Source organism: Parazoarcus sp. PS-13 R2A (assembly GCF_057621855.1).
On record NZ_JBYEXN010000001.1, the window covers coordinates 378,610 to 402,943 of the forward strand.

The 24,334-nt window shown below is 63.3% G+C and carries 22 protein-coding genes and 1 tRNA gene; 13 read left to right on the forward strand and 10 right to left on the reverse strand.

Going from position 1 to position 24,334, the window contains the following annotated elements:
• Positions 1 to 51 precede the first annotated feature (51 nt).
• Positions 52 to 138: transfer RNA gene (locus AC22G6_RS01795), tRNA-Leu, on the forward strand.
• A gap of 136 nt (positions 139 to 274) precedes the next feature.
• Here the strand turns inward: AC22G6_RS01795 and nhaR are convergent.
• A complete protein-coding gene (gene nhaR / locus AC22G6_RS01800; RefSeq protein WP_487365366.1) occupies positions 275 to 1,183 on the reverse strand; it encodes a transcriptional activator NhaR in 909 nt (302 codons plus the stop codon).
• 125 nt (positions 1,184 to 1,308) lie between these two features.
• On the opposite strand from nhaR, the gene AC22G6_RS01805 reads away from it, so the two are divergent.
• The 4 genes from AC22G6_RS01805 to tilS all read left to right on the forward strand — a co-directional run bounded on the left by AC22G6_RS01805 (position 1,309) and on the right by tilS (position 4,821).
• Positions 1,309 to 1,656 carry an HPF/RaiA family ribosome-associated protein gene (locus AC22G6_RS01805; protein WP_108950681.1) on the forward strand — a complete coding sequence of 116 codons (348 nt, stop codon included), beginning with the start codon at positions 1,309 to 1,311 and terminating at the stop codon, positions 1,654 to 1,656.
• Between the two features lie 78 nt (positions 1,657 to 1,734).
• Complete coding sequence (locus tag AC22G6_RS01810) at positions 1,735 to 2,400, forward strand: Bax inhibitor-1/YccA family protein (RefSeq protein WP_108972768.1); 666 nt, start codon at positions 1,735 to 1,737, stop codon at positions 2,398 to 2,400.
• Between the two features lie 127 nt (positions 2,401 to 2,527).
• The gene (locus tag AC22G6_RS01815) at positions 2,528 to 3,493 is read left to right on the forward strand and encodes an acetyl-CoA carboxylase carboxyltransferase subunit alpha (protein ID WP_108950683.1); all 966 of its coding nucleotides are present in this window, start codon (positions 2,528 to 2,530) and stop codon (positions 3,491 to 3,493) included.
• A 65-nt stretch (positions 3,494 to 3,558) separates the two neighbouring features.
• Entirely contained in the window at positions 3,559 to 4,821 is a 1,263-nt protein-coding gene (gene tilS, locus AC22G6_RS01820; protein WP_487365367.1) for a tRNA lysidine(34) synthetase TilS, read from the forward strand.
• On the opposite strand, the gene AC22G6_RS01825 is transcribed toward tilS, so the two are convergent.
• Together AC22G6_RS01825 and AC22G6_RS01830 are read right to left on the reverse strand one after the other, a co-directional pair.
• Entirely contained in the window at positions 4,811 to 5,416 is a 606-nt protein-coding gene (locus tag AC22G6_RS01825; RefSeq protein WP_487365368.1) for a response regulator transcription factor, read from the reverse strand. The genes tilS and AC22G6_RS01825 overlap by 11 nt on opposite strands.
• Positions 5,413 to 7,389, reverse strand: coding sequence for a PAS domain S-box protein (locus tag AC22G6_RS01830; protein WP_487365369.1), 1,977 nt, complete (start codon positions 7,387 to 7,389; stop codon positions 5,413 to 5,415). Before AC22G6_RS01830 ends, AC22G6_RS01825 begins: the two co-directional genes overlap by 4 nt.
• A 234-nt stretch (positions 7,390 to 7,623) precedes the next feature.
• On the opposite strand from AC22G6_RS01830, the gene AC22G6_RS01835 reads away from it, so the two are divergent.
• The 4 genes from AC22G6_RS01835 (at position 7,624) to AC22G6_RS01850 (ending at position 12,021) form a co-directional block, all read left to right on the forward strand.
• Positions 7,624 to 8,628: a TRAP transporter substrate-binding protein gene (locus AC22G6_RS01835; protein ID WP_108950686.1), complete on the forward strand. Its 1,005-nt coding sequence runs from the start codon at positions 7,624 to 7,626 to the stop codon at positions 8,626 to 8,628.
• Positions 8,629 to 8,696: 68 nt separating this feature from the next.
• Positions 8,697 to 9,401, forward strand: a complete 705-nt coding sequence (locus AC22G6_RS01840; RefSeq protein WP_487365370.1) for a TRAP transporter small permease — start codon at positions 8,697 to 8,699, stop codon at positions 9,399 to 9,401.
• A gap of 15 nt (positions 9,402 to 9,416) precedes the next feature.
• Positions 9,417 to 10,703, forward strand: a complete 1,287-nt coding sequence (locus tag AC22G6_RS01845) for a TRAP transporter large permease (protein WP_487365371.1) — start codon at positions 9,417 to 9,419, stop codon at positions 10,701 to 10,703.
• A 208-nt stretch (positions 10,704 to 10,911) separates the two neighbouring features.
• On the forward strand, positions 10,912 to 12,021 hold the full coding sequence (locus AC22G6_RS01850) for a pseudouridine synthase (RefSeq protein WP_487365372.1): 1,110 nt from the start codon (positions 10,912 to 10,914) through the stop codon (positions 12,019 to 12,021).
• Positions 12,022 to 12,117: 96 nt separating this feature from the next.
• On the opposite strand, the gene AC22G6_RS01855 is transcribed toward AC22G6_RS01850, so the two are convergent.
• A complete protein-coding gene (locus AC22G6_RS01855; RefSeq protein ID WP_108972779.1) occupies positions 12,118 to 13,434 on the reverse strand; it encodes a hemolysin family protein in 1,317 nt (438 codons plus the stop codon).
• A 620-nt stretch (positions 13,435 to 14,054) separates the two neighbouring features.
• On the opposite strand from AC22G6_RS01855, the gene AC22G6_RS01860 reads away from it, so the two are divergent.
• Positions 14,055 to 15,017 carry a TerC family protein gene (locus tag AC22G6_RS01860; protein WP_487365373.1) on the forward strand — a complete coding sequence of 321 codons (963 nt, stop codon included), beginning with the start codon at positions 14,055 to 14,057 and terminating at the stop codon, positions 15,015 to 15,017.
• 56 nt (positions 15,018 to 15,073) lie between these two features.
• Here AC22G6_RS01860 and AC22G6_RS01865 read toward each other — a convergent pair whose 3' ends face one another.
• From AC22G6_RS01865 to AC22G6_RS01890, 6 genes are all read right to left on the reverse strand, one after another.
• Positions 15,074 to 15,289: a hypothetical protein gene (locus tag AC22G6_RS01865; protein ID WP_487365374.1), complete on the reverse strand. Its 216-nt coding sequence runs from the start codon at positions 15,287 to 15,289 to the stop codon at positions 15,074 to 15,076.
• Between the two features lie 347 nt (positions 15,290 to 15,636).
• Positions 15,637 to 16,836 carry an ABC transporter permease gene (locus tag AC22G6_RS01870; RefSeq protein ID WP_487365375.1) on the reverse strand — a complete coding sequence of 400 codons (1,200 nt, stop codon included), beginning with the start codon at positions 16,834 to 16,836 and terminating at the stop codon, positions 15,637 to 15,639.
• 8 nt (positions 16,837 to 16,844) lie between these two features.
• Entirely contained in the window at positions 16,845 to 18,053 is a 1,209-nt protein-coding gene (locus tag AC22G6_RS01875) for an ABC transporter permease (protein WP_487365376.1), read from the reverse strand.
• The gene (locus AC22G6_RS01880) at positions 18,050 to 18,763 is read right to left on the reverse strand and encodes an ABC transporter ATP-binding protein (RefSeq protein ID WP_487365377.1); all 714 of its coding nucleotides are present in this window, start codon (positions 18,761 to 18,763) and stop codon (positions 18,050 to 18,052) included. The genes AC22G6_RS01875 and AC22G6_RS01880 overlap by 4 nt, the downstream gene beginning before the upstream one ends.
• A gap of 19 nt (positions 18,764 to 18,782) precedes the next feature.
• A complete protein-coding gene (locus tag AC22G6_RS01885) occupies positions 18,783 to 19,937 on the reverse strand; it encodes an efflux RND transporter periplasmic adaptor subunit (RefSeq protein WP_487365378.1) in 1,155 nt (384 codons plus the stop codon).
• A gap of 114 nt (positions 19,938 to 20,051) precedes the next feature.
• Entirely contained in the window at positions 20,052 to 21,788 is a 1,737-nt protein-coding gene (locus AC22G6_RS01890) for a glutamine--tRNA ligase/YqeY domain fusion protein (protein ID WP_487365379.1), read from the reverse strand.
• Between the two features lie 159 nt (positions 21,789 to 21,947).
• Between AC22G6_RS01890 and AC22G6_RS01895 the strand changes: the two genes are divergently transcribed.
• The 3 genes from AC22G6_RS01895 to AC22G6_RS01905 all read left to right on the forward strand — a co-directional run bounded on the left by AC22G6_RS01895 (position 21,948) and on the right by AC22G6_RS01905 (position 24,276).
• Complete coding sequence (locus tag AC22G6_RS01895) at positions 21,948 to 23,078, forward strand: mechanosensitive ion channel family protein (protein WP_487365380.1); 1,131 nt, start codon at positions 21,948 to 21,950, stop codon at positions 23,076 to 23,078.
• A gap of 31 nt (positions 23,079 to 23,109) precedes the next feature.
• The gene (gene crcB / locus AC22G6_RS01900) at positions 23,110 to 23,493 is read left to right on the forward strand and encodes a fluoride efflux transporter CrcB (RefSeq protein ID WP_108950698.1); all 384 of its coding nucleotides are present in this window, start codon (positions 23,110 to 23,112) and stop codon (positions 23,491 to 23,493) included.
• Between the two features lie 126 nt (positions 23,494 to 23,619).
• The gene (locus AC22G6_RS01905) at positions 23,620 to 24,276 is read left to right on the forward strand and encodes a YiaD family glycine zipper/OmpA-like lipoprotein (protein ID WP_108950699.1); all 657 of its coding nucleotides are present in this window, start codon (positions 23,620 to 23,622) and stop codon (positions 24,274 to 24,276) included.
• Positions 24,277 to 24,334 lie beyond the last annotated feature (58 nt).

Below are 24,334 nucleotides of genomic sequence, written 5' to 3' on the forward strand. Positions count from 1 at the left end.
TAACGGCTTGCCGCAATCGGTCGAGTTCAGTGATAATGCGTGCCCCTCCCTGCCGGGATGGCGGAATCGGTAGACGCAGCGGATTCAAAATCCGCCGCTGGTAACAGTGTGAGGGTTCGAGTCCCTCTCCCGGCACCAGGCAAGACAGCACGCATCGAAAGCGGCGGATTCTAGCAGCTTTCATCGGCGGGCTCGGTCTCTGCCACTCTTCCCTTGGCCTTACCTGCCTTCCAGTGTGTTTCGTCCGCTTGATGCTGCTGGATGTGTCTGACCCTCACGACGTCGTGTCATTTGAGTCCGATTGCATCGGGCCGGCATTGCTGATCGCGCGCACTGCGGGATGCGTCAGCCGGCGCTCCACGGAAATCGCATAGAAGGATTCCCTGACGCTGTCGGCCGTGCCCAGGCGTTGTACGCCGTGCTGCCTGCAGACCTCGTCGGAGATCAGGTCGGCCGAGGGAAAAATGCCGACACCGGCCTCTCCGAAAGCCTTCATCAGCGCGCTGTCGTCGAATTCTCCGACGATGCGCGGGTGTACCTTGTGATCTTCGAGCCAGCGCAGCAAGGGGCGCCGCACCGCGGCATCGGCACCCGGCAGCAACATGGGCGCACCATGCAGGCAGGCGGGGAAGCCGCCTTTGAGACTGGCCGAGAGGGCCGGCGTGGCAAAGAAGCTGACCGGCGACTCGCCCAGCTTGTGGCTGAAGCCGCGCACGTCCATATGCGGTGGAAGCGGGCTGTCGGCCAGCACCACGTCGAGTTTGTGGACGGCCAACTCCCCAAGCAACTGGTCGAGCTTGTTTTCGCGGCACACGATGCGCATCGGTTCGGGCAGGGCGATCGAGGGGGCGAGCAGGACATAGGCGATTGCCTTGGGCACGACATCTGAGACGCCGACGCGAAAGGGCAGGGCGCGGCCGGCCGAACGCGTGCTGAGGGCGTCTTCCAGTTCGGTGCCGAGGCGGAAGATCTCCTCTGCGTAGTCGAGCACCATGTCACCGGTTTCGGTCAGCACCAGTCGCCGCCCCTGGCGGCGAAACAGATTGACGCCGAGCGTGGTCTCAAGCGCGGCAATCTGGCCCGACAGCGTCTGTGGTGCAAGGCCGGTGCGCTCGCTGGCCCTGACCACGCCGCCGGCACGCGCCACGCTCCAGAAATGGTGAAGCTGCTTGAAGTTGATCATGTGTATAGTTCGGTAAAACCAGATGAAAATTCAGTTGAACCCGGAGTTTATCGAACAGTCTGAGCCTTAGCATCCGAACTGTGTATTGCAGGGCGGTCATTGCACCAGACAAAGGAGACTCAGACATGCGAATCGATCTGCATTGTGACGGCGTTGAAGCGGCTCCCGGTTTGCAGGACTACGTGGCGCGGAGGATGCGCTTTGCTGTCGGCAAATTCAGGGATCACATCCAGTGGGCCCGGATCAAGGTGGCCGACGTGAACGGGCCGCGCGGTGGCGCGGACAAGCGCTGTGTGGTGCAGTTGCGCTTGCGCAACCTGCCGGACGTGGTATTCGCGATCACCCAGCTCGATGTCAGGGCGGCGGTCGATGAGGCGGCGGACAGGGTTTCGCGCGTTCTCGCCCAGCGCCTGCGTCGTAACCGGCGCGTGGATCACACCCGCTGCGCGGCATTGATCGAAGCGCCCGCCTGAGCACGCATTCAGCGTTTATATTTCGAGCAAATCAAAACTAGACTACGGCATCGCCGCTTGTTTCAAGGAGAATCACAGATGGAAAATCGCATTGCCTCGATGAACCGGTCGGAAGCCTCGGTGCTGTCGACCAACAAGGTCATCCGCAACACCTACATGCTGCTGTCGCTGACGCTGGCGTTTTCGGCAGTGACCGCAGGTGCCTCGATGGCGTTCGGGCTGCCGCATCCGGGCCTGATCCTGACGCTGGTCGGCTATTTCGGCCTGTTGTTCCTGACGACCAAGTTCCGCAACAGCAGTCTGGGCATCCTGTTCGTCTTCGCGCTGACCGGGTTCATGGGTTACACCCTTGGTCCGATCATCTCGCACTACCTGTCCATGCCCAACGGCAGTCAGGTCGTGATGCAGGCGATGGGGGGCACGGCGGCGATTTTCCTTGGCCTGTCGGGCTATGCGCTGACCACGCGCAAGGACTTCTCCTTCATGGGCGGCTTCCTGATGGTTGGCATCCTGGTGGCCTTCCTTGCGGGTCTGGGCGCGGTGTTCTTTGAAATGCCCGGCCTGTCGCTTGCCGTGTCGGCGATGTTCGTGATGCTGATGTCGGGCCTGATCCTGTACGAGACCAGCAACATCATCCACGGTGGCGAAACCAACTACGTGATGGCGACGGTCACGCTGTACGTGACGATCTACAACCTCTTCACCAGCCTGCTGCATCTGCTGGGTTTCATGAACAACGACTGACGCGCCTGCTGACTGCAATCCGGGGCGACTTCCGCAAAGGGGTCGCCCCTTTGCATTTGTGCTTGCTGCGGCCTAGAGCTGCGCGAGCGGTTACAATGGATGACTTTTTTTCAACGGGAAAGGTCCCATGAAGACCACCTTTCTGGACTTCGAACAGTCGATTGCCGAGCTTGAAGGCAAGATCGAACAGTTGCGTTTCGTGCAGGACGACTCTGCGGTGGACATCTCCGAGGAGATCGGCCGACTCGAGGCCAAGAGCCACACGATGACCAAGGATCTCTACGGCAAGCTCACGCCGTGGCAGATCGCACAGGTCGCACGCCATCCGCAGCGTCCTTACACGCTGGACTATGTCCAGCATATCTTCACCGATTTCGAAGAGCTGCACGGCGATCGCGCCTTTGCCGACGACAAGGCAATCGTGGGTGGTCTGGCGCGCTTCAATGGCCAGAGTTGCGTGGTCATCGGCCACCAGAAAGGGCGCGATACCAAAGAAAAGATCGTGCGCAACTTCGGAATGCCGCGGCCCGAGGGTTACCGCAAGGCCATGCGGCTGATGAAGCTGGCGGAGAAGTTCGGCCTGCCGGTGTTCACTTTCGTCGACACGCCGGGCGCCTACCCGGGCATTGGTGCCGAGGAGCGTGGGCAGTCCGAGGCCATCGGCCACAACCTCTACGTGATGGCCGAGCTCAAGGTGCCGCTGATCTGCACCATCATCGGCGAAGGCGGTTCGGGCGGTGCGCTGGCGATTGCCGTCGGCGACCAGGTGATGATGCTGCAGTATTCCACCTACTCGGTGATCTCCCCCGAAGGCTGCGCCTCCATTCTGTGGAAGAGTGCGGACAAGGCGTCGGAGGCGGCTGAAACCATGGGCATTACTGCCGCTCGTCTGAAGTCGCTGGGCCTGATCGACAAGATCGTCAACGAGCCGGTGGGCGGTGCACACCGCGATCATCGGGCGATGGCACAGAGCCTGAAGCGCGCGCTGACCGATGCCTTGCGTCAGGTCGATTCGATGACGCCTGCCGATCTGGTGGCGCAGCGGATCGAGAAGCTGATGGGTTACGGCCGCTTCAAGGAACAGGCAGCCTGAGTACATCCCCGCTACAGGCAGCCGCGGCCGTCCTCGAGGCGGCTGGCGTCGGGGCGCACAGCCGCTTGTGCTGTGCGCTCTCAGGCGGGGTTGATTCGGTCGTTCTGCTGGGCCTGCTGGCGGGTTTGCAGCCACGCTTTGGTTTTGCGCTGAGCGCGGCGCATGTGAACCATGGCCTGAACCCTGCAGCCAGTGCCTGGCAGGCGCACTGCGCAGCACTGTGCAGTCACCGTGGCATTCCCTTTGCTGCATTTTCGGTCGATGTCGCACGCGACGATCCCGAGGGGCTGGAGTCTGCGGCGCGCAAGGCCCGACACGCAGTGCTGGAGTCAGTGGCGTGTGACTGGCTGGTGTTTGGTCATCACCGCGACGATCAGGCCGAAACGGTTCTGTTTCGCCTTTTTCGTGGAACCGGCTTGCGCGGCGCGAGCGCCATGGCGGCGGTCGAACCCGGTGCGGCAGGGCGCGCAGGGCGTCTGCGCCCGCTGCTTGGCGTCGGCCGCGCGGCCATCCGCGACTGGGCTCGTGCGCACGCACTGACCTGGGTCGAGGACGACAGCAATACCGACCGTCGTTTTGCGCGCAACGACATTCGCCATCGCATTCTGCCGGCGATTGAGACCGCCTATCCTTCAGCTTCAGCCTCGATCGCTCGCGCTGCGGCGCACTTCAGAGAAGCCAGCGACCTGCTCGACGAGCTTGCCGCCAGCGACGAGCGTGCCTGCGGCGGCCGCATGCTGGTGCGCGAGGCGCTGCTCGCGCTGTCCGATGCGCGCATTGCCAACCTGCTGCGCTGGCAGGCCCGCTGCTGTGGCATGGCAGCGCCCTCGCGTGCGCGCCTGCTGGAGGCTTTGCGCCAGCTGCGTGCGGCGCCTGCGGTGCGGCCGCTCCATTTTCCGCTCGGCGATCTGGTCTGCTGTGCCTACCGCGGCGAGGTCTGGCTGGAGCCGGTCGGGGGCGGTCTGCCGACGCCTTGCCACTGGGCGGGTGCGGCGGATGTCGAGAAACCGTGGGGGGCGGGCAGGGTGGTGTTCAGCGCGGCACAGGGGCGTGGCATTGTCCGTGCTGCGCTGGATCAGGCGGCGAAACTGAGTCTGGTGACGCGCCCGGCGGGCCTGCGCATGCGGCTGGCGCCGGAGCGGCCCAGTCGCACATTCAAGAATCTGTGCCAGGAGGCCGGCATCCCGGCGTGGATGCGCGACCGTCTGCCGGTGCTGGAGGTCGACGGCAAGGTAGCCTGGATTGGCGGGATTGGCGTCGACGCGGCTTTCGCGTGCCCGCCCGGGGATGAGGGTGTCGAGCCGGCGTGGGTGCCCGTCAGCTCCTGAGCGTGGTCAGCATCTGCGCCAGTTCGACGGCCGAGCGTACCTGCATCTTGTCGAACACTTTTGATCTGTGTGCTTCGACGGTGCGCATCGAGATCGACAGTTCGTCGGCAATGACCTTGTTGAATTTTCCTTCCAGAATCAGTTCCATGACCTCACGTTCGCGTGCTGTCAGCGTGGACAGCCTGGCCTCGACCGTGTCGCGATCGGCTGCCGCCTGCTGACTCGCTGCGTCGCGTTCGAACGCGCGCTGCACGTGCTCGATCAGGTCGTTGTCGTTGAACGGTTTTTCGATGAAGTCGAAGGCGCCTTTCTTGAGCGCGCTGACCGCCATCGGTACGTCGCCGTGACCGGTGATGAAAATCACCGGCAGGGTGCAGTTGCGTTCGATCAGCACGTCGAAGCACTCCAGCCCGCTCATGCCTGCCATGCGGATGTCGAGCACAATGCAGCCGCGCCATTCGGGCTGCCAGGCGGCGAGAAAGTCCTCGGCCCCTGGCCACATCCGGCAGGCCACGCCGCGGGTCCGGAACTGCCACTGCAGGGCATCGCGAATGGCTTCGTCGTCGTCGATGATGTGGGCGCAAGCCTGGGTCATTGGCGTTCTACCGGTAGCGAAAGGATGAAGATGGTACCGCCTGAAGGGTTTGGCTCAAAAGTCAGGCGGCCATGGTGGAGTTCGGCAATCGAGCGGCAGATGTTGAGCCCCATGCCCATGCCTTCCTCCTTGGTGGTGAAAAAGGGCTGGAAGAGCCGGGCCGCAGACTCTGCGTCAATGCCTGCGCCGCAGTCGCAGACCTGCACTTCCATCGTGCTCCCGGTGCTGCGGGTGCGGATGCGCACTTCCCGCAATGCTGCAGGCGTACTGCGCATTGCGTCCATGCCGTTACGCGCGAGGTTCACGAGGATCTGCTCGATCATGACCGGGTCTGCCGTCACCATCGGCGGGTTCGGCAGCAGCTCGGTGGTGATGCGCATCCGGCGTTTGCGCGCATCTGCCTCGATGAGGCCGACGGCCTCGACGATGATGGCGTTGAGGTCGACGGTTTCGCGTTTCGGTTCGGAACGGCGCACGAAATCATGCACGCGGCGGATGATCTCGCCCGCACGACGTGCCTGACGGCCGATCTTTTCGTGGATCTCGCGCAGCTCTGCAGGGTCGACTTCGCTCGCATCGAGACGGTTGATGCAGCCGCTGTTGTAGCTGGCAATCGCGGCCAGCGGTTGGTTCAGCTCGTGCGCCAGCGTGGAGGCCATTTCACCCATGGTGACCAGGCGCGAGGTGGCCTGCAGGCGCTCCTCCTGCTGGCGGGCAAGTTCGCGTGCCCGCTTCTGCTCGGTGATGTCCAGTACCGAGCCCATCCAGCCGTTGTCCCGTCCTTCCGCATCGATCAGCGGTGCTTCGAAAATCAGGGCGTCAAAGCGCTCCCCGTTCTTGCGCCGCAGCGAGACTTCGAGCCCGTCCACCGGCGTGCCGGCCGCCATCACATTGTCGTGGACCTCCAGCGTGCGGTCGATCTGATCCGGGTCCCAGTAAGGCATGGGCGGTGTGGCGCCGATCAGTTCGTCGGCGCTGTACCCGGTCATGCGGCAGAAGGCCGGGTTGACGTGGGTGATGCGGCCTTCATGGTCACGCGCCCGCAGGCCGGTGATGACGGAGTCCTCCATGGCCTTGCGAAACGCGGACTCCCGCCTCAGAGCCTGTTCGGCGGCCTGACGGCGCGCAAGCTGGCGTCGCAATTGCCAGGTGCTCCATACGATGACGGCTCCAAAGAGCACGATGGACGCAATCAGCAGGACCAGCACCCACCGGGTTTCGCCCTTGTAGGCCGTGATCTGCAGCATCAGGCCGCGCCCCGGGGGGTCGAAGGGGGTGGTGTAGCTCAGGTGGGAAGCAAGCGGTGCAATCTTGGACTTCGCTGCAATTTCCTGTCCGTCCGGATCGAGCACCGCAACGCGGTATCGCTCCGAGAACCACCACGGCAATTCGCGGGAAACAAGATCGGAGAGTGAGTAGACGGCGACGACCACGCCCAGAAACGCATCGTCCGACCACGCGGGAACATGCACTTCGAAGTGGTACCTGTCGTTGACCACCGGGTAGGCCGGGCCATAGACCGGCCGTCCGAGCCCGCGTGCAAGGGTCATGACCGATTCCGAGGGAACTGCGCCGTCGGCCTCGCCAACCAGGCCGCGGTCCTGGGTCGGGGGCAGGGCCCCCTTGAGCTCGCCATCCTGGTCGAGCCACAGCACGCGGACAATGCCGCGATCCTGGCTCATCAGCTGGCGCAACTGTGCCTCGGTCTGTCCCGACGGTCGTCCGGCACTGAGCAGGAGCTCCGGGCCGATCTGCTGCAGCAGGGCCTCGTTACGATCGAGCTGAAAGCGGAGATTCTGCTCCATCCACAGGACATCGGTGATCAGCGTCGTCTGCTGCTCCTCGGCGTCGTACTGCCGTGTGAGCCAGACCAGCAGCACAATGGTTGCGAGGAACAGGGTGAGGAAGAAATACGGAAGGCGACCGATCCAGCGGTTGCGGGTGGTGTTCTGGGTATCGGACAGAGAGTGCATTACGCGAACGTTCAACCTGGGCTTGGAATCGGCTGCATTGACGGGGTTTATGCCCGCATCCATTAGATTTGCGGTATTCCACAATTGCGATCATTGTTCCGATCGAACAGTATGCTCACACTTTACGGCGGGTTTGGCCGGCCTTGAAGTCTCGTATGGCGGTGTGCAAGGCATGCCGTTCTCGAGTCGAAAACGCATTCAGTGCGTCAGTTTCTCAATTGGAGGAGATGGGTAATGAAAATTCGTGCGCTTCTACTGGGTCTTATTGCTGCCGGCATCACCGCAACTGCTGCTGCAGCCGATCCTATCGTAATCAAGTTCAGCCACGTCGTGGCGACGGATACCCCCAAGGGCAAGGCCGCCGAAAAATTCAAGGAACTGGCCGAAAAATACACCAGCGGTGCCGTGAAGGTCGAAGTTTACGCGAACAGCACCCTGTACAAGGACAAGGAAGAGATGGAAGCGCTGCAGCTTGGCGCCGTCCAGCTGCTCGCCCCGTCGCTGGCCAAGTTCGGCCCGCTCGGCGTGCGCGAATTCGAAGCCTTTGACCTGCCCTACATCTTCGACGGCTACGCCGACCTGCACAAGGTGACGACCGGTCCGGTCGGTCAGATGATGCTGTCCAAGCTTGAGGCCAAGGGCATCAAGGGTCTGGCATTCTGGGACAACGGCTTCAAGTCGTTCTCGGCCAACAGCCCGATCAAGACGCCCGATGACCTGAAGGGCAAGAAGATGCGCATTCAGTCGTCCAAGGTGCTCGAAGAGCAGATGCGCGAACTGAAGTCGCTGCCGCAGGTGATGGCATTCTCCGAGGTCTATCAGGCGCTGCAGACCGGCGTGGTTGATGGCACCGAGAACCCGCACTCCAACCTGTACACGCAGAAGATGCACGAAGTGCAGAAGAACGTGACCCTGACTGAGCACGGTTACCTGGGCTATGCCGTGATCACCAACAAGAAGTTCTGGGATGGCCTGCCGTCTGCCGTTCGCACCGAACTTGAGAAGGCCATGGTCGAGTCGACCGAATACGCCAACACGATTGCCAAGGAAGAGAACGACAAGGCACTGGCTGCTGTCCGCGCTTCGGGCAAGACCGAGGTGTATCAGCTGACCCCGGCTGAAAAGCTGGCTTTCAAGAAGGCGCTGGCGCCGGTACACAAGAAGATGGAGTCGCGTATCGGGGCTGACCTGATCCAGTCCATCTACAAGGAAACGGGATTCGATCCGTCCAAGCTGTAATTCGTTTCTGTACCCGGAAGCGCCCGTCAGGCCGTCACCTGACGGGCGCTTTTTGCAGGGAGATCCCCATGAATAAAATTCTCGATCGTCTCGAAGAGATCATCATTGCGTCGCTGATGGCGGTGGCAACGGTGGTGATCTTCATTTCGGTTGTTCATCGCTACATGTCCGGCTACGAAATTCCGTACCTGCAGGACTGGTTGCTGTCGATGAACTTCGGCTGGGCGCAGGAGTTCTGCATCATCCTCTTTGTGTGGATGGCCAAGTTCGGCGCGGCCTATGGCGTGCGTACCGGCATCCACGTGGGTGTCGACATCCTCGTCAACAAGCTGTCGGACAAGCCCCGTGCGGCCATGATCCAGCTCGGCCTCGTGTGCGGCGTCATTTTCACCGGACTGATCGGCGTGTTTGGCGCGCTGTTCATCTGGGAGAACGGCATGGCCTACGAAACTCTCTCCCTGTTTGGCGCCGATGTTGGCAATTTCTACGAGGGCCCGACGACCCCGGACCTTGAGTGGCCAACCTGGATCGTGTATGCAGCGGTTCCGCTGGGTTCCTTCCTGATGTGCTTCCGTTTCCTGCAGGTGATGGTCAGCTTTGCCAAGACCGGCGAACTCCCCCGTCACGACCACGGCCATGTCGAAGGACTGGACGAGGAACAGGATGCGAGCGTGCTGCTCGAGGGTGAAGCAATCTCGATGTACGAGGATATCGAGCACGGGCAGGCTGGCAAGCCCCGTGCAGATCGTCCCGGCACCGACGACAAGCGCTAACAGGAGCATGCAGGAATGACTAACACACTTGCGATTTTCGGCCTGCTCGTCGTCCTGATGGCGATCGGCATGCCGGTAGGCGTGGCGCTCGGCCTCACCGTGCTGAGCTTCATGTTCATCTTCACTGACGTGCCGCTTGAAGCGGTGGCGTTGAAAATGTTCACCGGTATCGAGAAGTTCGAGATCATGGCGATTCCGTTCTTCATCCTCGCCGGTAACTTCCTGACCCACGGTGGCGTGGCGCGACGCATGATCAACTTTGCCACGGCAATGGTCGGTCACCTGCGCGGCGGTCTGGGCATGTCTGCAGTGCTGGCATGCGCGCTGTTCGCGGCGGTGTCGGGATCAAGTCCCGCAACGGTGGTGGCAATCGGCTCAATCCTGATTCCGGCAATGGTCAAGCAGGGCTATCCGATTCGCTTCGGCGCGGGCGTGGTGGCTTCGGCGGGCGGTCTGGGTATCCTGATTCCGCCATCCATCGTCATGGTGATGTACGCGGTGACGACCAACTCGTCGGTCGGCGCGCTGTTCATGGCGGGGGTGATCCCGGGTCTGTTGCTGGCATTCATGCTTGGTCTATGCACCTGGTATGTGGCCAAGAAGAACAACTACCCGACGCTGCCCCGCGCACCGTGGAAGTTGAAGCTGCGCTACTTCAAGGATGCCTTCTGGGGCCTGATGCTGATCGTCGTGGTGATGGGCGGGATCTATTCCGGCATGTTCACTCCGACCGAAGCGGCAGCGATGAGCGCGGTGTACGCCTTCTTCATTGCGGTGTTCGTTTACAAAGATCTGACCTTCAAGCAGATTCCCCGTGTGCTGCTCGACTCGGCAAACATGAGCGCGATGCTGCTGTTCATCATTGCCAGTGCGATCCTGTTCTCTTTCATTCTCACTTCCGAGCAGATTCCGCAGCGCATGGCTGATGCGATCGTTGCAAGCGGCATGGGGCAGGTCGGCTTCCTGATCGTGGTGAACATTCTGCTGATCGTAGCGGGCGCACTGATGGAGCCGTCCTCGATCATTCTGATCCTGGCGCCGATTCTGTTCCCGGTGGCTGTGGCGCTGGGCATTGACCCGATCCACTTCGGCGTGATGATCACGGTGAACATGGAAATCGGCATGATCACGCCACCGGTCGGACTCAACCTTTTCGTGGCTAGCGGCATCACCAATGCGGGCCTGACGGAGATGAGCAAGGCCGTAATGCCCTGGTTGTACACCATGCTGGTGTTCCTGATGATGATTACCTACATCCCGAGCATCTCGACCTTCCTGCCCAAGGCGCTGGGCATGATGTAATCGGTGCTGTTCGTAGCACGCTGCAGAACCCGGCCTCGTGCCGGGTTTTGTTTTTTGTTCGGCTGTCGCGCTGAATAAGGCAGCGCGATGGTGCCGGCTCAAGGGCCGTATCGCGGGGCGCAGAAGCCTTCCGTGCGCCTTGAGTTCCACTTCGGCGCATAATTGCGCCTGTTTCTCTGAAAACGTCGTCCGACGCCCGAGGTCTGTTTTGAATACTGTCCGCAAGAATCCGCCGCAGCCGGCCCCGTCCCGTATTGCAGGTACGCTCAAGGTCAATCGTCCCGCACCCGAGGCGCCGCCTGCCGACGCCGCAGATGTGCGGCGCAAGCCGAAGAAGGAAGGCGAGCAGGGCGGGCGTGGCGGTCGCGACTCGCGCCCGGATGACAGACGCGCAAAGGACGCGAATCCTCCCCGACGTGCGGGCAAGCCCGAAGCGCGTGACGCTGCGCGCAGCGGCGGGCGTACCGATGCGCGCAGCGATGGTCGCAATGATGACCGCAGCGCGACCCGTTCGGATAATCGTACTTCGCCCCGCGAGCATCGCGCCATTCCGCCCGGCCCGCCGCTGACGCCGCGCACCTCCACCGCTGAAGGACTGCGCCTGTCCAAGGTTATGGCGGACCGTGGTATCTGTTCGCGTCGTGAAGCCGACGAATTGATCGAGCGCGGCTGGGTGTTCGTCGATGGCAAGCGGGTGTCCGAGCTCGGAACCCGGATCGATCCTGATGCACGCATTGCGCTGGCCCCGGAGGCCAAGCAGGAACAGGCGCAACGCGTGACGATTCTGCTGCACAAACCCGTTGGCTACGTGTCCGGCCAGCCCGAGCCGGGGTATCAGCCGGCAATGGCACTGATTGGCAGTGACACCCAGTATGACCACGAAACCTCGCAACGCTTCCACCCCTCGCAGTTCAAGGGGCTGGCGCCTGCCGGCCGGCTCGATATCGACTCGACCGGCTTGCTGGTGTTTACTCAGGATGGCCGCATCGCCCGTCAGCTGATCGGCGACAACTCTTCGGTGGAAAAAGAGTACATCGTGCGGGTCGAGGGACAGCTGGCCGAAAATGGTCTGGCACTGCTCAACCATGGTTTGTGGCTGGACGATCGTCCGCTGCGCGAGGCGAAGGTCGAGTGGATCAACGATGACCAGTTGCGATTCGTGCTGCGCGAGGGGCGCAAGCGCCAGATCCGCCGCATGTGCGAACTGGTGGGACTGAATGTGGTGGGCCTCAAGCGGGTGCGGATCGGCAAGGTCGCCCTGCGCGACCTGCCCCTCGGACAGTGGCGTTACCTGGCCGACGACGAATCGTTCGCCTGAGTCGCAAGCACGGATTGGCGGGCCTGCTGGCATTGGCGGCCTCGCCCGGGCTTGTGGCGCCGCCGCCGTCCCTGACTGTTTGAACGAGCGGCGTGCTCAGCCGCCCTCGTTCGAGTTCGGGTCGGGCGAGGTCATTGGCAGGGCGGTGGCAAGTACCTTGTCGATCCGCTTGCCGTCGAGGTCGATCACTTCCAGGCGCCAGCCTTCCCAGGTGGCGATATCCCCTGTGTTGGGCAGGCGTCCGAGCAGCCACATGACCATGCCGGACAGGGTGTGATAACGGCCCTTTTCTTCCTCAGGCACGGTCTTGAAGCCGAGTCGATCCTTCAGCTCCACAATCGGAATCAGGCCGTCGAGCAGCCAGGAACCATCCTCGCGTTGCATGGCCCAGGCTTCTTCCTTGTTTTGAGGCGTGAACTCTCCGGTTACCGATTCAATCACGTCATGCAGGGTGACCATGCCCTGAACTTCGCCGTATTCGTCGATCACGAACACCGTATGCGCGCCGGAGGCGCGGAGCTGATCAAGCAGTTCCATGCCGGTGAGCGACTCAGGTACATACACCGGGGGCTGCAGGTCGTGGGTAAGATCGACCCGGGCGCCACGTAGCATCTGGTTGAAGAGCTGCTTCGAGCTGACGATGCCAAGGATGTCATCAAGCCCGCCGCGGCAGACCGGGAAGCGTGAGTAGCAGGACTCTGCCATCAGGGTCATGTTCTCCTCGGGCGGACGGTTGACGTCGAGCCAGACCATGTCCGAGCGCGGCACCATCAAGGAAGCGATCTGGCGATCATCCAGTCGAAAGACGTTGCGCACCATCTCGTGTTCGCTTTTCTCGATCACGCCTGCTTCCGACCCTTCGTCGAGCATTGCGTGGATCTCCTCCTCGGTGACACTGGGGCCGCCGGACTCGCGCTGTCCCATCAGTCTCAGCAGCAGCGCGGTGGAGCCGGCCAGCAGGTGAACGAAAGGGCGGGAGGCGATCGACAACAGGTACATCGGCCGCGCCACGAGACGGGCAATGCCCTCCGGATTGATCTGACCGATGCGTTTCGGCACCAGCTCACCGACCACGATCGAGACATAGGTAATGACCACCACGACCAGCACGGTAGAGCCGATCTCGCTCATGCGCTGCTCCATCCCGAGCGTTTGCAGCCAGATTGCCAGCGGGCCCGCGAGCGCCGCTTCGCCGACGATGCCATTGAGGATGCCGATGGAGGTGATGCCGATCTGGATGGTCGACAGAAAGCGCGTCGGCTCTTCGCCGAGTTTCATTGCGACGGCAGCGGAACCGTCACCGTCTTCGGCCAGACGCGCGAGGCGCGCCCGGCGTGCGGTCACCAGGGCAATTTCGGACATCGCGAAAAGGCCGTTCACGACGATGAGGGCGGTAAGCAGGAGTATTTCCATGGAAGGTTTTCAGTTTCCTGAGTCGTGACGTGTGCAGCCCTGCCCGCAGGCATGCTGAAAGATTCGTGATGGGGTGGCGCGAAGGGCAGGGCCGGTCGCCATCAGGCGCTGCGTCGGTGCCTGCGCCGCAGGGGCGCGGAAGGACGCATCAGGAGTGACAGGATCCCCGCGCGGGTGGCCTGACGTGAACCGGTGGCCGGAGGTGTCGGGTGCGCCAATATTCGACGACTGGGGGACGAGGCCCCGGGAAGGACAGAAGCAACTCATAGTGCGGAGTTGTCAAACCCCGCGCAAGCCCTGATCTGTTGAGAAGCGGCGATCATGCCGCAAGTCTGCGTGCTTGTCACGGCCCCGAAGAATGTGCTTGATCCACCCTTCGGTACCTTGACTTTGGCGTAACGCGATATAGACTGCGGGGAATCAAGGGGAGTAGCTTTTCAACGCCGCAGCATCGTCATCACGGCTGGTTCGTCTCGCGACGGCCTCCCGGTGCTTCGGGCGACGGCATACCGTCGCAGGCGAGACCTTGCCCGAGGGCAAGGTCCGTGCATGGATAGCGTGCATCCAGGGTCTGTGTCCTTCGGGAACAGGCCCTTTTTGTTTTCTGTGCGGAGTCAGCGGTGGAATCGATCGGTACGTGGTGGATGTGGGTGGCGTTTGCAGTCATCGTGCTGGCGATGCTGGCGGCAGACCTCTTTCTGTTCAAGGGCGGACAACAGCACCGTGTGTCGCTCAGGGAGGCTGCCGCGTGGTCGGCAGCCTGGGTGTCGGTGGCAATGCTGTTCGCGGCGGGGCTGTGGTGGTACCTCGACGTCAGCCTCGGTCGGGTTGTTGCCAATGAGAAGGCGGTGGCATTTCTGACTGGCTACCTGGTCGAGAAGTCGCTGGCGGTCGACAACGTCTTTGTCTGGATGATGATCTTCAGCTATTTCGCTGTGCCCCTCGAATTGCAGCGCAGGGTGTTGTTGTATGGCATCGTGGGGGCAATCGCGTTGCGTACGGTCCTGATTTTTGCCGGTAGCTGGCTCGTGACCGAGTTTCACTGGCTGCTCTACGTGTTCGGCGCCTTCCTGGTCATCACCGGCATCAAGATGGTGTGGTTCGCCGAGCACGATCCGAACCTGGAGAAGAACCCCTTCATCCGCTGGATTCGCAATCACTACCCGATTACCGAACGGCTTGAGGGCGAGCGCTTCTTCGTGATGCGCGACGGGGTTCGCATGGCAACTCCCTTGCTGCTTGCGCTGGTGCTGGTGGAAATCTCCGACGTGATCTTCGCGGTCGACAGCATCCCCGCGATCTTTGCGATTACCACCGACCCCTTCATCGTGCTGACCTCAAACCTGTTCGCGATCCTTGGTCTGCGGGCGATGTACTTCCTGCTGGCTGACCTGGGTGACCGCTTCTCGCTGCTCAAATACGGTCTGGCAGCGATCCTGGTTTTCATCGGCACCAAGATGCTGATCGTCGAGTGGGTGAAGATTCCGGTGATGGTGTCGCTTGGTGTCGTCGCCGTGCTGCTTGCGTTGGCGGTGGGGGCCAGCCTGTGGCACTCGGCGCGCGAACGAGCGCATGCCCACTGAACGGTCTGTGGGCTATTCGCTCATTCGCACACGCCGGCGCGACACGCCATCGTGATTCAGTTTGTCCGGGCTTTACGGCTTGCCGGTTTGTGCGAGAGAAGTTCAGCGTCTTCTTCGGATAGTCCGCTTACCGGTGTGAAGTGACCGTCGAGCGGACATTCCCTGCCGGGCGGGCACTCGTGTTCGCATGCACACTCGGCCTGGGTTTCGTCCAGCAAGACCATTTCCTTGACCGCTTCGCAGCGGCCGACCGGGGAGTCGAATATGCTCATGATTGCCTCCTGCGCCAGATTTTATTGATCAGTTGCTACCTGCTTTGTCAATGTCAGTTTAGGCGTGGGGTGCGAACTTTGTGCGGCGAATCCGCCTCGGGTTGACCTGGCTCAAACCGGGGGCGCGATGTGCCCGGGGGCTGCGGAGCAGGTTTCTTGCAATTCACGTCCAGATAGGGGCGCGAGAGCTTGTTCCAGCCCGGGCCGGGCGAGGCCTGAGCACAAAACAGGCGTCCGTCCAGCTTGCTTTGCCACCAATGCCAGGCGGCGGGCGCGGCAATCGACGAGGAGCCTGGCAGCAGGCAGAGCAGAATGCTCAGGGTGCGGAGGCAGCGTGAGGGCATGGCTTACTCCGCGCGCAAGGCTTCGACCGCGTTCATGCCCGCAGCACGGCGTGCGGGGATGACTCCGGCGGCCAGGCCAATGAGCACCGCCACGGATTCGGCGACGAAAACAAAGTGCCAGGGCGTGGTCACTGGCAGGGCGGGGACGAACAGTCCGATCAGTTGGGCAATGCCGGCGCCGATGGCGAGGCCGAACAGGCCGCCAATCGCGGCGAGCGCGACCGCTTCGCCAAGAAACAGCCCGAGAATGGTTCTGCGTCGCGCGCCGAGCGCGACCAGCAGACCGATTTCGTTGGTGCGTTCGGCCACTGCGATGGTCATGATGGTGATGATGCCAACGCCGCCCACCAGAAGCGAAATGCCGCCCAAGGCGCCGACGGCCGCGGTGAGAATGTCGAGGATGTTCGAGAGGCTGTCCAGCATGTCCTCCTGGGTGGTGAGGGTGAAGTCATCGCGTCCATGACGCGTGACCAGGATCTTCTTTACCGCGGCGGCGACCCGCGATGCGGCGACACCTTCGTCGTAGGTGATGTTGATTTCCATCAGACCGTCGCGGTTGTACAGCGACAGCGCCCGTGCCGTGGGGATGTAGGCCGTGTCGTCGAGATCGATGCCGAGAAACTGTCCCTTGCTCTCCATGACACCGATGACGCGGTAACGTTCGCCACCGATCTGCACCCGTTCGCCGAGCGGATTCGCGGTGCCGAAGAGTTCTTGCTTGAGCGTGGAGCCGAGCACGATGAAGGCGCGGGCGTTGGCCGCATCGTCAGGGGGCAGGAACTGACCGCTCTTGACCCGCATCGAGAACACGTTCTGCATGTCTGCGCCCACACCCATGATGTAGGTGCGGCGAACGCGGCCGTTGGCACGGACTTCCGAGTTTCCGGACACATTGGGCGTGACGCCGGTGACGAAGGGCGCGCGTTCGAGCGCGGCCGCATCCTCGAGCGTCAGCTCCCGGGTGGTGGAGGGCAGGCCGGGTGGCCCGCCGCGCGCGCCCTGGCGGCCCGGCGTGACCTGGATGAGATTGGTGCCGAACTGGGTGAACTCCTTGAGCACGAACTGATGCAGCCCCTCGCCGATCGAGGTCAGCAGGATCACTGCGGCAATGCCGACGCCGATGCCGAGCAGGGTCAGGAAGCTGCGCATGCGGTGCGCAATCAGGGCACGGAGTGAGAGCTGGAAGAAGTCTCGCCAGAGCATGGCCTGTCCTAACGCTTGGCCAGGGCCTGTACGGGGTCGAGGCGTGCAGCCCGCCGCGCCGGCAACACGCCGAACAGCAGTCCGGTTCCGAGCGCCGTACCGAGGCCGGCCGCGACGGCCCAGTCAGGCGGCCACGCCGGCAGCACCGGGTAGGCCAGGCGGATGCCCCAGGCACCAAGGTGGCCGAGCCCGTAGCCGACCAGCGCACCGGCAATCGACAGCAGCGCCGCTTCGGTGAGAAAGGCAAAGCGGATGTCGCGAGCGGTGGCGCCGAGGGCCTTGAGCAGACCGATTTCGCCGGTGCGCTGGGTGACCGCCACCAGCATCACGTTCATCACCAGAATGCCGGCGACTGCGAGGCTGATTGCGGCGATGCCGGCGACGCCCATTGTAAGTGCGCCAAGGATGCGGTCGAAGGTGCCGAGTACCGCGTCCTGGGTGATCAGGGTGACGTCGAGTTCGCCATCGCGTCGGGCCCTAAGAATGTCCTCGAGCTGCTTCTGTGCGGGGGCGAGGGCCTCGCGATTGCGGGCCTCGACCATGATGCGGAACAGGGTGTTGGTATTGAACATGGCCTGCGCGGTGGCGACAGGCACCATCACCAGTTCGTCGGTGGTCATGCCCAGGCCCTGGCCGGCCGGGGCCATGACGCCGATGACGCGCAGGCGCGTGTCGCCAACGCGCACCATGCGCCCCACCGCGGCTTCGGCGCCGAACAGCTCGCGCCGGATCTTGTCGCCGATCACCGCCACTGCGCTCGCACGCCCGAGGTCCTCCCGGGGCAGGAAACGCCCCTGGGCGACGCTGTACTGACGGATGTCGAGGTAGTCGGCGTTGGTGCCGAGCACCATCACGTCGCGCAGGCGTCCGCCCACCGAAATCTCGGAGTTGCCGACCGACAGCGGGGCGATGCGGCTCACCATCGGTGCGCGCAGCAGGGCTGCGGCGTCGTTCACCGTAAGGTCGCGCGGGGTGCTGGTGATGAAGCTGCCCGCGTTCACGCCCCCGGTCTCGTTGCGACCGGGCAGAACGATGATGAGATTGGCGCCGAGCGAGGCAAACTCGCCGACGACGTAACGGCGTGCGCCATCGCCAAGGGCTGTCAGCACCACGACTGCAGCGACACCGATTGCCATGGCCAGCACCATCAACGAGGTGCGCAGTGGATAGCCCAGTGCCGCGCGGGTGGCAAAGCGCAGGGTGTCGGCGGGGGTCACGATCCGCTGGCCCCCCGATCTGCATCTGTGCCGCCACGCAGATCCCTGACCAGGGCGCCGTCCTCCATCATCAGGCGGCGGCGCGCACGCTCGCCCATCGAGGGGTCGTGGGTGACAACGATCAGCGTGGTGCCGCTGGCGTTCAGCGCCTCGAGCAGGGCGGTGACCTCTTGCCCGGTATGCCGGTCGAGGTTGCCCGTCGGCTCGTCGGCCAGCAGCACGGCGGGTTGCATGATGGTGGCGCGCGCGATTGCGACGCGCTGGCGCTGGCCGCCCGAGAGCTCTTCCGGGCGGTGGTCGGCGCGGGTCTGAAGGCCGAAATCCTTCAGCGCGCGCGATACGCGGGTCGAGCGTTCGGATGCCGGCATGCCGGCAAGCATCAACGGCAGGGCGATATTCTCGGCCGCGGTCAGGCGGGGAACGAGGTGGAAGCTCTGGAACACGAAGCCGATGCGACTGCGGCGCACCGTCGCCTGCTCGTCGCCCGACAGGGTGGTGACGTCGCGCCCCTCCAGTCGGTAGTGTCCGGCATCGGGGCGGTCCAGCAGGCCGAGCAGGTTCAGCAGCGTGGATTTGCCCGAGCCTGACGGCCCCATCACCGCGACGTACTCGCCCGCCTCGATAGTGAGCGACACCGCGTTCAGCGCATGTACTTCACTGTCGCCCAGGGTAAAGACGCGCTCGATGCCTTCAAGCTCGATCTGCGCCATGGCTTTGCCTCCGGCGTGGTCAGCGGGTGCGGCCATCGTCGTCGACGACAGCCTGCGCGCCCGCCGTTACGCCCTCACGCTCCAGCGAGGTGACGATACGCTCGCCAGCCGCGAGCCCTTCGAGTACCTCGGTCTGATCCCAGTTGGCGAGCCCGGTCTTGAGCGCCCGCTCGCTCAGCACGCCGTCGTCGCCCAGGACCAGCACGCGCTGGCCTTCGCGCAGGGCTGCGGTCGGGATTCGCAGGGTTTCCTCGCGGGTGTCGAGCACGATCTCGACATCGGCGCTGTAGCCCACAAGCAGGCCGCGCGCTTCTTCAGGGTGGTCGAAGGCGACGTCGACCTCCACCGTGCGGGCCTGTTTTTCCACTGCCGTAATGTAGGGCGCGATGCGCTTGACCTTGCCCGCAAAGGTTCTGTCCGGCAGCGCTTCGAAACTGATGCGGACGACCTGTCCGGGCTGGATCTTGGGTGCATCGATTTCATCCATCGGCGCCTTGACGTAAAGGCAGGACTCGTCGATGAGGTCGATGGCCGGGGGGGTGGGCACGCCCGGGGGCGACGGGGTGGCGTACTCGCCGAGTTCGCCCGTGATCTTGGCGACCGTGCCGTCAAACGGGGCGATCAGCACCGTACGCTGGCGGTCGATCTCGGTCGCGGCCATCTGCGCCTCGACCGTGGCCACGTCGGCGCGGGCCGTGGCGCAGGCCGAGCGACGCGCCGTGGCCTCGGTGCGGGCCTTGTCCTCGACGCTGGCGGAAACGAAGCCGCGCTTGACCAGCGCAGCCTGCCGTTCTGCTTCGCGCTCGGCATTGTCCGCAAGCGCGCAGGCTTCCTGAACGCGGCGCCCCGCGGTGATCAGCTGGGTCCGGTTGACGCTGAGGCGGGCGTCGATGTCACGGTTCCACAGGCGCATCAGCACCTGCCCGGCCTTGACGCGGTCGCCTTCCCTGACCGGGAGGTCTTCTATCCGCCCGCCGATGATGGTCGACATTTTGGTGCGCTGGCAGGCCTCGACCTCGCCGGCACGGGTATTGGCAATGCTGGCCTCCACCTTGCCGCGACCGACTTCGTGCACCACAACGGCAACCGGCTGCGGTCGCGTCAGCCACCAGATGGCCCCGCCAAGCAGCGCGAAGACGAGGAGGAGATAGAGCAGGCGGCGTGCGAGCGTCATGGCAGTGAGTCTATCAGTGCGTGATGATTCTTGTGGCGTCGCCCGCTACTGCGTCCCTGCTGCAATGAAAGCTTGAGTGCGCGGGACCCCGGAAGGGCCCCCGCGTGCAGGCCGTCAGCCCTTCTTGCTGACCTTTGCCCAGGAATCCTTGAGCGTGACCGTGCGGTTGAACACGGGCGCTCCATCCGCAGAGTCGCGACGGTCGGCGACGAAATAACCGTGGCGCTCAAACTGGAAGTGGTCTTCAGGATGCGCACCGCGCAGCGCCGGTTCGAGCCAGGCGGTGATGACCTGTTTGGAGTCGGGGTTGATGTCGTCAAGGAAGTTCCGCTCCAGATCCTCCGCGTCGCCTTCGCGACGCTGCCCGGGGTGAGGATGGGCAAACAGGCGGTCGTAGATGCGGACTTCGGTCGCATAACCATGGGCAGCAGACACCCAGTGCAGGTTGCCCTTGACCTTGTAGTTGTCGGCGCCGGGGGTGCCGGACTTGGAGTCGGGCATGTATTCGGCCAGTACCTTGACGATGTTGCCGTCGGCATCCTTCTCGCAGCCGGTGCATTTGACGACATAGCCATAGCGCAGACGCACCATGTTGCCGGGGTAGAGGCGGTGAAAGCCCTTGACCGGCTCTTCCATGAAGTCCTCACGCTCGATCCACAGTTCGCGCGAAAACGGCATCTCGCGCTTGCCCAGTTCGGGCTTCAGCGGGTGGTTCGGGGCGTGGCACTGCTCGCTCTGGCCGGCGGGGTAATTGCTCAGCTCGAGCTTGAGCGGATCGAGCACGGCGACCCGGCGCGGGGCAGAGTCGTTGAGGTGCTCGCGCATGCACTCCTCGAGCACGCTCATGTCGATCCACGCGTCGCCCTTGGAGACGCCGATACGCTCGGCGAACAGACGGAAACCCTCGGGGGTGAAGCCGCGTCGACGGGCGCCGATCAGGGTTGGCAGGCGCGGGTCGTCCCAGCCGTCGACATGGCCTTCGTCCACAAGCTGGATCAGCTTGCGCTTGGACAGCACGACGTAGGTGAGGTTGAGGCGGGCAAACTCGATCTGCTGCGGCAGCGGACGCGGGAAGTGACCGGCGGTGGCCAGCGCGTCGAGCAGCCAGTCGTAGAACGGGCGCTGATCGGCAAATTCGAGCGTGCAGATCGAGTGGGTGACGCTCTCGATGGCGTCCTCGATCGGGTGGGCAAAGGTGTACATCGGATAGATGCACCAGTTGTCGCCCGTGCGGTGGTGGGTCGCCTTGCGGATGCGGTAGATCGCAGGGTCGCGCAGGTTGATGTTGGGGCTCGCCATGTCGATCTTGGCGCGCAGGATCTGGCTGCCTTCGGCAAACTCTCCGGCACGCATGCGGCTGAAGAGGTCGAGGTTTTCGGCCACGCTGCGGTCGCGCCAGGGGCTGTTGGTGCCGGGCTTGGTGAGCGTGCCGCGGTTGGCGCGCATCTCGTCGGCCGACTGGGAGTCGACGTAGGCCTTGCCGGCCTTGATCAGCGACACCGCGCAGGCGTACATGATGTCGAAGTAGTCGGACGCGAAATACAGGTGCTTGCCCCATTTGAAGCCGAGCCACTGCACGGCCTCGATGATCGAGTCGACGTACTCCTGCTCTTCCTTCTCGGGGTTGGTGTCATCGAAGCGCAAATGGCAGGCGCCATCGTAGGCTTCGGCAAGGCCGAAGTTCAGGCAGATCGATTTTGCGTGGCCATAGTGCAGGTAGCCATTCGGTTCGGGCGGGAAACGGGTTTCCACGCGGCCGGCCCATTTGCCGCTGCGCATGTCTTCATCGATGATGTTGCGCACGAAATTGGTGGCAGGAGCGGGTGCAGCCTTGGTGTCGTTCGGATTCATCGGGTGGGGCGGGTCCGGGTTGCGGCGCGCGATGCGCCGGGTTGGTTACTGGTTTGGGCGAAATTGTAGCCGATGCGCCGCCCTTGGCGCCTGATCGCGTCCGTGGCGCGTCATCAGCCTTGGGTACAATGGAGCCTGTTTTCGCCTGGTATGTGACTCATGAACCTCGATTCGCTTGAAAGCTGGCTGAAGCAGATTACCGGTGGCGATGCGCTGCTTGCACTGGTGCTGCAGGTCTTCGTTGTCGTGCTGGTGGTCGTGGTGGCCAACTTTTTTCTGCGCAGGGTGCTGGCGCGGCTTGAGGAGCGTACCCGGCTGACCACCACGCCGTGGGACTTCGCCCTGGTCTCGGCGGCCCGCAAGCCGCTCACGCTGCTGGCATGGATCGTCGGCATCACCTTTGCTGCGCGCATCGTGCAGGCACACGCGGATGCCGCGCTGTTCGAAGCGGTTGCGCCGGTGCGCACCATCGGCGTCATCGGCTGCATCACCTGGTTCCTCGTGCGCTTCATCTCGAATGTGCAGGACGGCGTGATGGCGCAGCGCCTGGCGCAGGGCGAGTCGGTCGATCGCACCACGGTGGACGCAATCGGAAAGCTGCTGCGCATCTCGGTGCTGATTACCGCCGTGCTGGTCGGGCTGCAGAGTCTGGGCTTCTCGATATCCGGGGTGCTGGCGTTCGGCGGTGTCGGCGGCATTGCGGTCGGCTTTGCCGCCAAGGATCTGCTGGCCAACTTCTTCGGCGGACTGATGGTGTATCTCGACCGGCCCTTCGTGGTGGGAGAGTGGATTCGCTCTCCGGACAAGGAGATCGAAGGCACGGTGGAGGAGATCGGCTGGCGCCTGACCCGCATCCGTACCTTCGACAAGCGCCCGCTGTATGTGCCCAACTCGGTGTTCACCCAGATCACGGTGGAAAACCCGTCGCGGATGAGCAATCGCCGCATCAAGGAAACGGTTGGGCTGCGCTACGCCGACATCGACAAGGTGGCGCCGATCGTGAGAGACATCAAGGCCATGCTGCGCGCGCATCCGGACATCGACCAGGCGCCGACCATGATCGTGAATTTCACCCAGTTTGCCGCGTCTTCGCTCGACATCATGGTGTACACCTTCACCGTGACGACGGCCTGGGTGGCGTATCACGAGGTCAAGCAGGATGTGATGCTGAAAATCGCCGAAATCGTCGAGCGTCATGGCGCCGAGATCGCGTTCCCGACCCGCACCCTGCATGTGGAGGGCGCCGTCGATACGGTATCGGTGCCGGCGTCGGCGCCGGTTGCGGGTTGATGGACTTCCACTACGAACTTCGGGTTTCGATATGAACTTCTCGGCGTTTGCCGCAGTCGGTGTGGGTGCAGCGTGTGGCGCGTGGCTGCGGTGGGGCTTGGGCGTGTGGCTCAACCCGGTGTCTGCAAAGATCCCGCTGGGAACGCTGGTGGCAAACCTCACCGGCGGATTTCTGATGGGGCTGGCGCTTGCGATGGTGCATGCGCTGCCTTCATTGTCGCCGACCGTGAAGCTGATGCTGACGACGGGGCTGCTGGGCGGTCTCACCACCTTCTCGACGTTTTCCGCTGAGGCCTTTCACTTGGTTCAGCGGGGTGCCTGGCTGTGGTTCGGCGTGCATCTGGGCGCGCACGTCGCAGGATCGGTGCTGATGACCTGGGCGGGCTACAGTCTGTTCAATGCCATCCGGGCCTGATCAGCAGTCGCGCTAACGCTTTGTTGCATTCCGGTCTGTGTGCTCCGGTGTGCAAGACTGCAGAATTGTTGGGCATGAATCGTGGTCCAATAACCATCCGCCAACAAGAAAGGAGGCTCGATCACCATGAAGACCATTATTTCTTCCGTTGTTTGCGTGGCACTTGTCAGTGGGTGCGCAGGGATGAATGAAACCCAGCGTGACACGGGTACCGGTGCGGCCATCGGTGCTGTGGCCGGCGCTGTGCTTGGGGCAGCAACTTCGGGCAAGGGCAATCGCGGAGAGGCGACTGCCATCGGTGCAGCGGCGGGTGCCGCGATCGGTGCGGGCGGTGGCTACCTGTGGTCGCAGCGCATGCAGGAGCAGAAAGCGGCCATGGAGCAGGCGAGCCAGGGAACCGGCGTCGGTGTGATGCAGACATCGGATAACCGGCTCAAGCTTGATATCCCGAGCGACATCTCCTTCGATACCGGTCGCTACGACATCAAGCCCAATCTGCGTCCTGTGCTCGACCGGCTGGCTTCCAATCTCACCCAGTACACGGTGACCACGGTGACCATCGTCGGCCATACCGACAGCACGGGCTCGGATGCGGTGAATAACCCTCTGTCGATCAATCGTGCGGCCGCGACACGTGACTATCTGACGGCGCGCGGCGTGGCGCCGAATCGCATCACCATCGACGGCCGCGGTTCGCGCGAACCGGTGGCTGACAACAGCACTGCGGCGGGTCGCGCGATGAACCGCCGAGTCGAGATCTTCATCGCCGAGCCTGCGAAGTAAACAGGCACCGGTCTGACCGAATGGCAAAGGGCCCGTCCGCAGTCGCTGCGGGCGGGCC

What these genes read in the sequence shown, in the direction of transcription:
- AC22G6_RS01870 (WP_487365375.1), bottom strand. Translation starts at nt 16,836, where the DNA reads ATGCTCTGGCGAGACTTCTTCCAGCTCTCACTCCGTGCCCTGATTGCG.
- nhaR (WP_487365366.1), bottom strand. Translation starts at nt 1,183, where the DNA reads ATGATCAACTTCAAGCAGCTTCACCATTTCTGGAGCGTGGCGCGTGCC.
- AC22G6_RS01890 (WP_487365379.1), bottom strand. Translation starts at nt 21,788, where the DNA reads ATGAATCCGAACGACACCAAGGCTGCACCCGCTCCTGCCACCAATTTC.
- AC22G6_RS01855 (WP_108972779.1), bottom strand. Translation starts at nt 13,434, where the DNA reads ATGGAAATACTCCTGCTTACCGCCCTCATCGTCGTGAACGGCCTTTTC.
- AC22G6_RS01830 (WP_487365369.1), bottom strand. Translation starts at nt 7,389, where the DNA reads ATGCACTCTCTGTCCGATACCCAGAACACCACCCGCAACCGCTGGATC.
- AC22G6_RS01880 (WP_487365377.1), bottom strand. Translation starts at nt 18,763, where the DNA reads ATGGCGCAGATCGAGCTTGAAGGCATCGAGCGCGTCTTTACCCTGGGC.
- crcB (WP_108950698.1), top strand. Translation starts at nt 23,110, where the DNA reads ATGAACTTCTCGGCGTTTGCCGCAGTCGGTGTGGGTGCAGCGTGTGGC.
- AC22G6_RS01895 (WP_487365380.1), top strand. Translation starts at nt 21,948, where the DNA reads ATGAACCTCGATTCGCTTGAAAGCTGGCTGAAGCAGATTACCGGTGGC.
- AC22G6_RS01805 (WP_108950681.1), top strand. Translation starts at nt 1,309, where the DNA reads ATGCGAATCGATCTGCATTGTGACGGCGTTGAAGCGGCTCCCGGTTTG.
- AC22G6_RS01815 (WP_108950683.1), top strand. Translation starts at nt 2,528, where the DNA reads ATGAAGACCACCTTTCTGGACTTCGAACAGTCGATTGCCGAGCTTGAA.
- AC22G6_RS01840 (WP_487365370.1), top strand. Translation starts at nt 8,697, where the DNA reads ATGAATAAAATTCTCGATCGTCTCGAAGAGATCATCATTGCGTCGCTG.
- AC22G6_RS01865 (WP_487365374.1), bottom strand. Translation starts at nt 15,289, where the DNA reads ATGAGCATATTCGACTCCCCGGTCGGCCGCTGCGAAGCGGTCAAGGAA.
- AC22G6_RS01835 (WP_108950686.1), top strand. Translation starts at nt 7,624, where the DNA reads ATGAAAATTCGTGCGCTTCTACTGGGTCTTATTGCTGCCGGCATCACC.
- AC22G6_RS01885 (WP_487365378.1), bottom strand. Translation starts at nt 19,937, where the DNA reads ATGACGCTCGCACGCCGCCTGCTCTATCTCCTCCTCGTCTTCGCGCTG.
- AC22G6_RS01845 (WP_487365371.1), top strand. Translation starts at nt 9,417, where the DNA reads ATGACTAACACACTTGCGATTTTCGGCCTGCTCGTCGTCCTGATGGCG.
- AC22G6_RS01905 (WP_108950699.1), top strand. Translation starts at nt 23,620, where the DNA reads ATGAAGACCATTATTTCTTCCGTTGTTTGCGTGGCACTTGTCAGTGGG.
- AC22G6_RS01810 (WP_108972768.1), top strand. Translation starts at nt 1,735, where the DNA reads ATGGAAAATCGCATTGCCTCGATGAACCGGTCGGAAGCCTCGGTGCTG.
- AC22G6_RS01825 (WP_487365368.1), bottom strand. Translation starts at nt 5,416, where the DNA reads ATGACCCAGGCTTGCGCCCACATCATCGACGACGACGAAGCCATTCGC.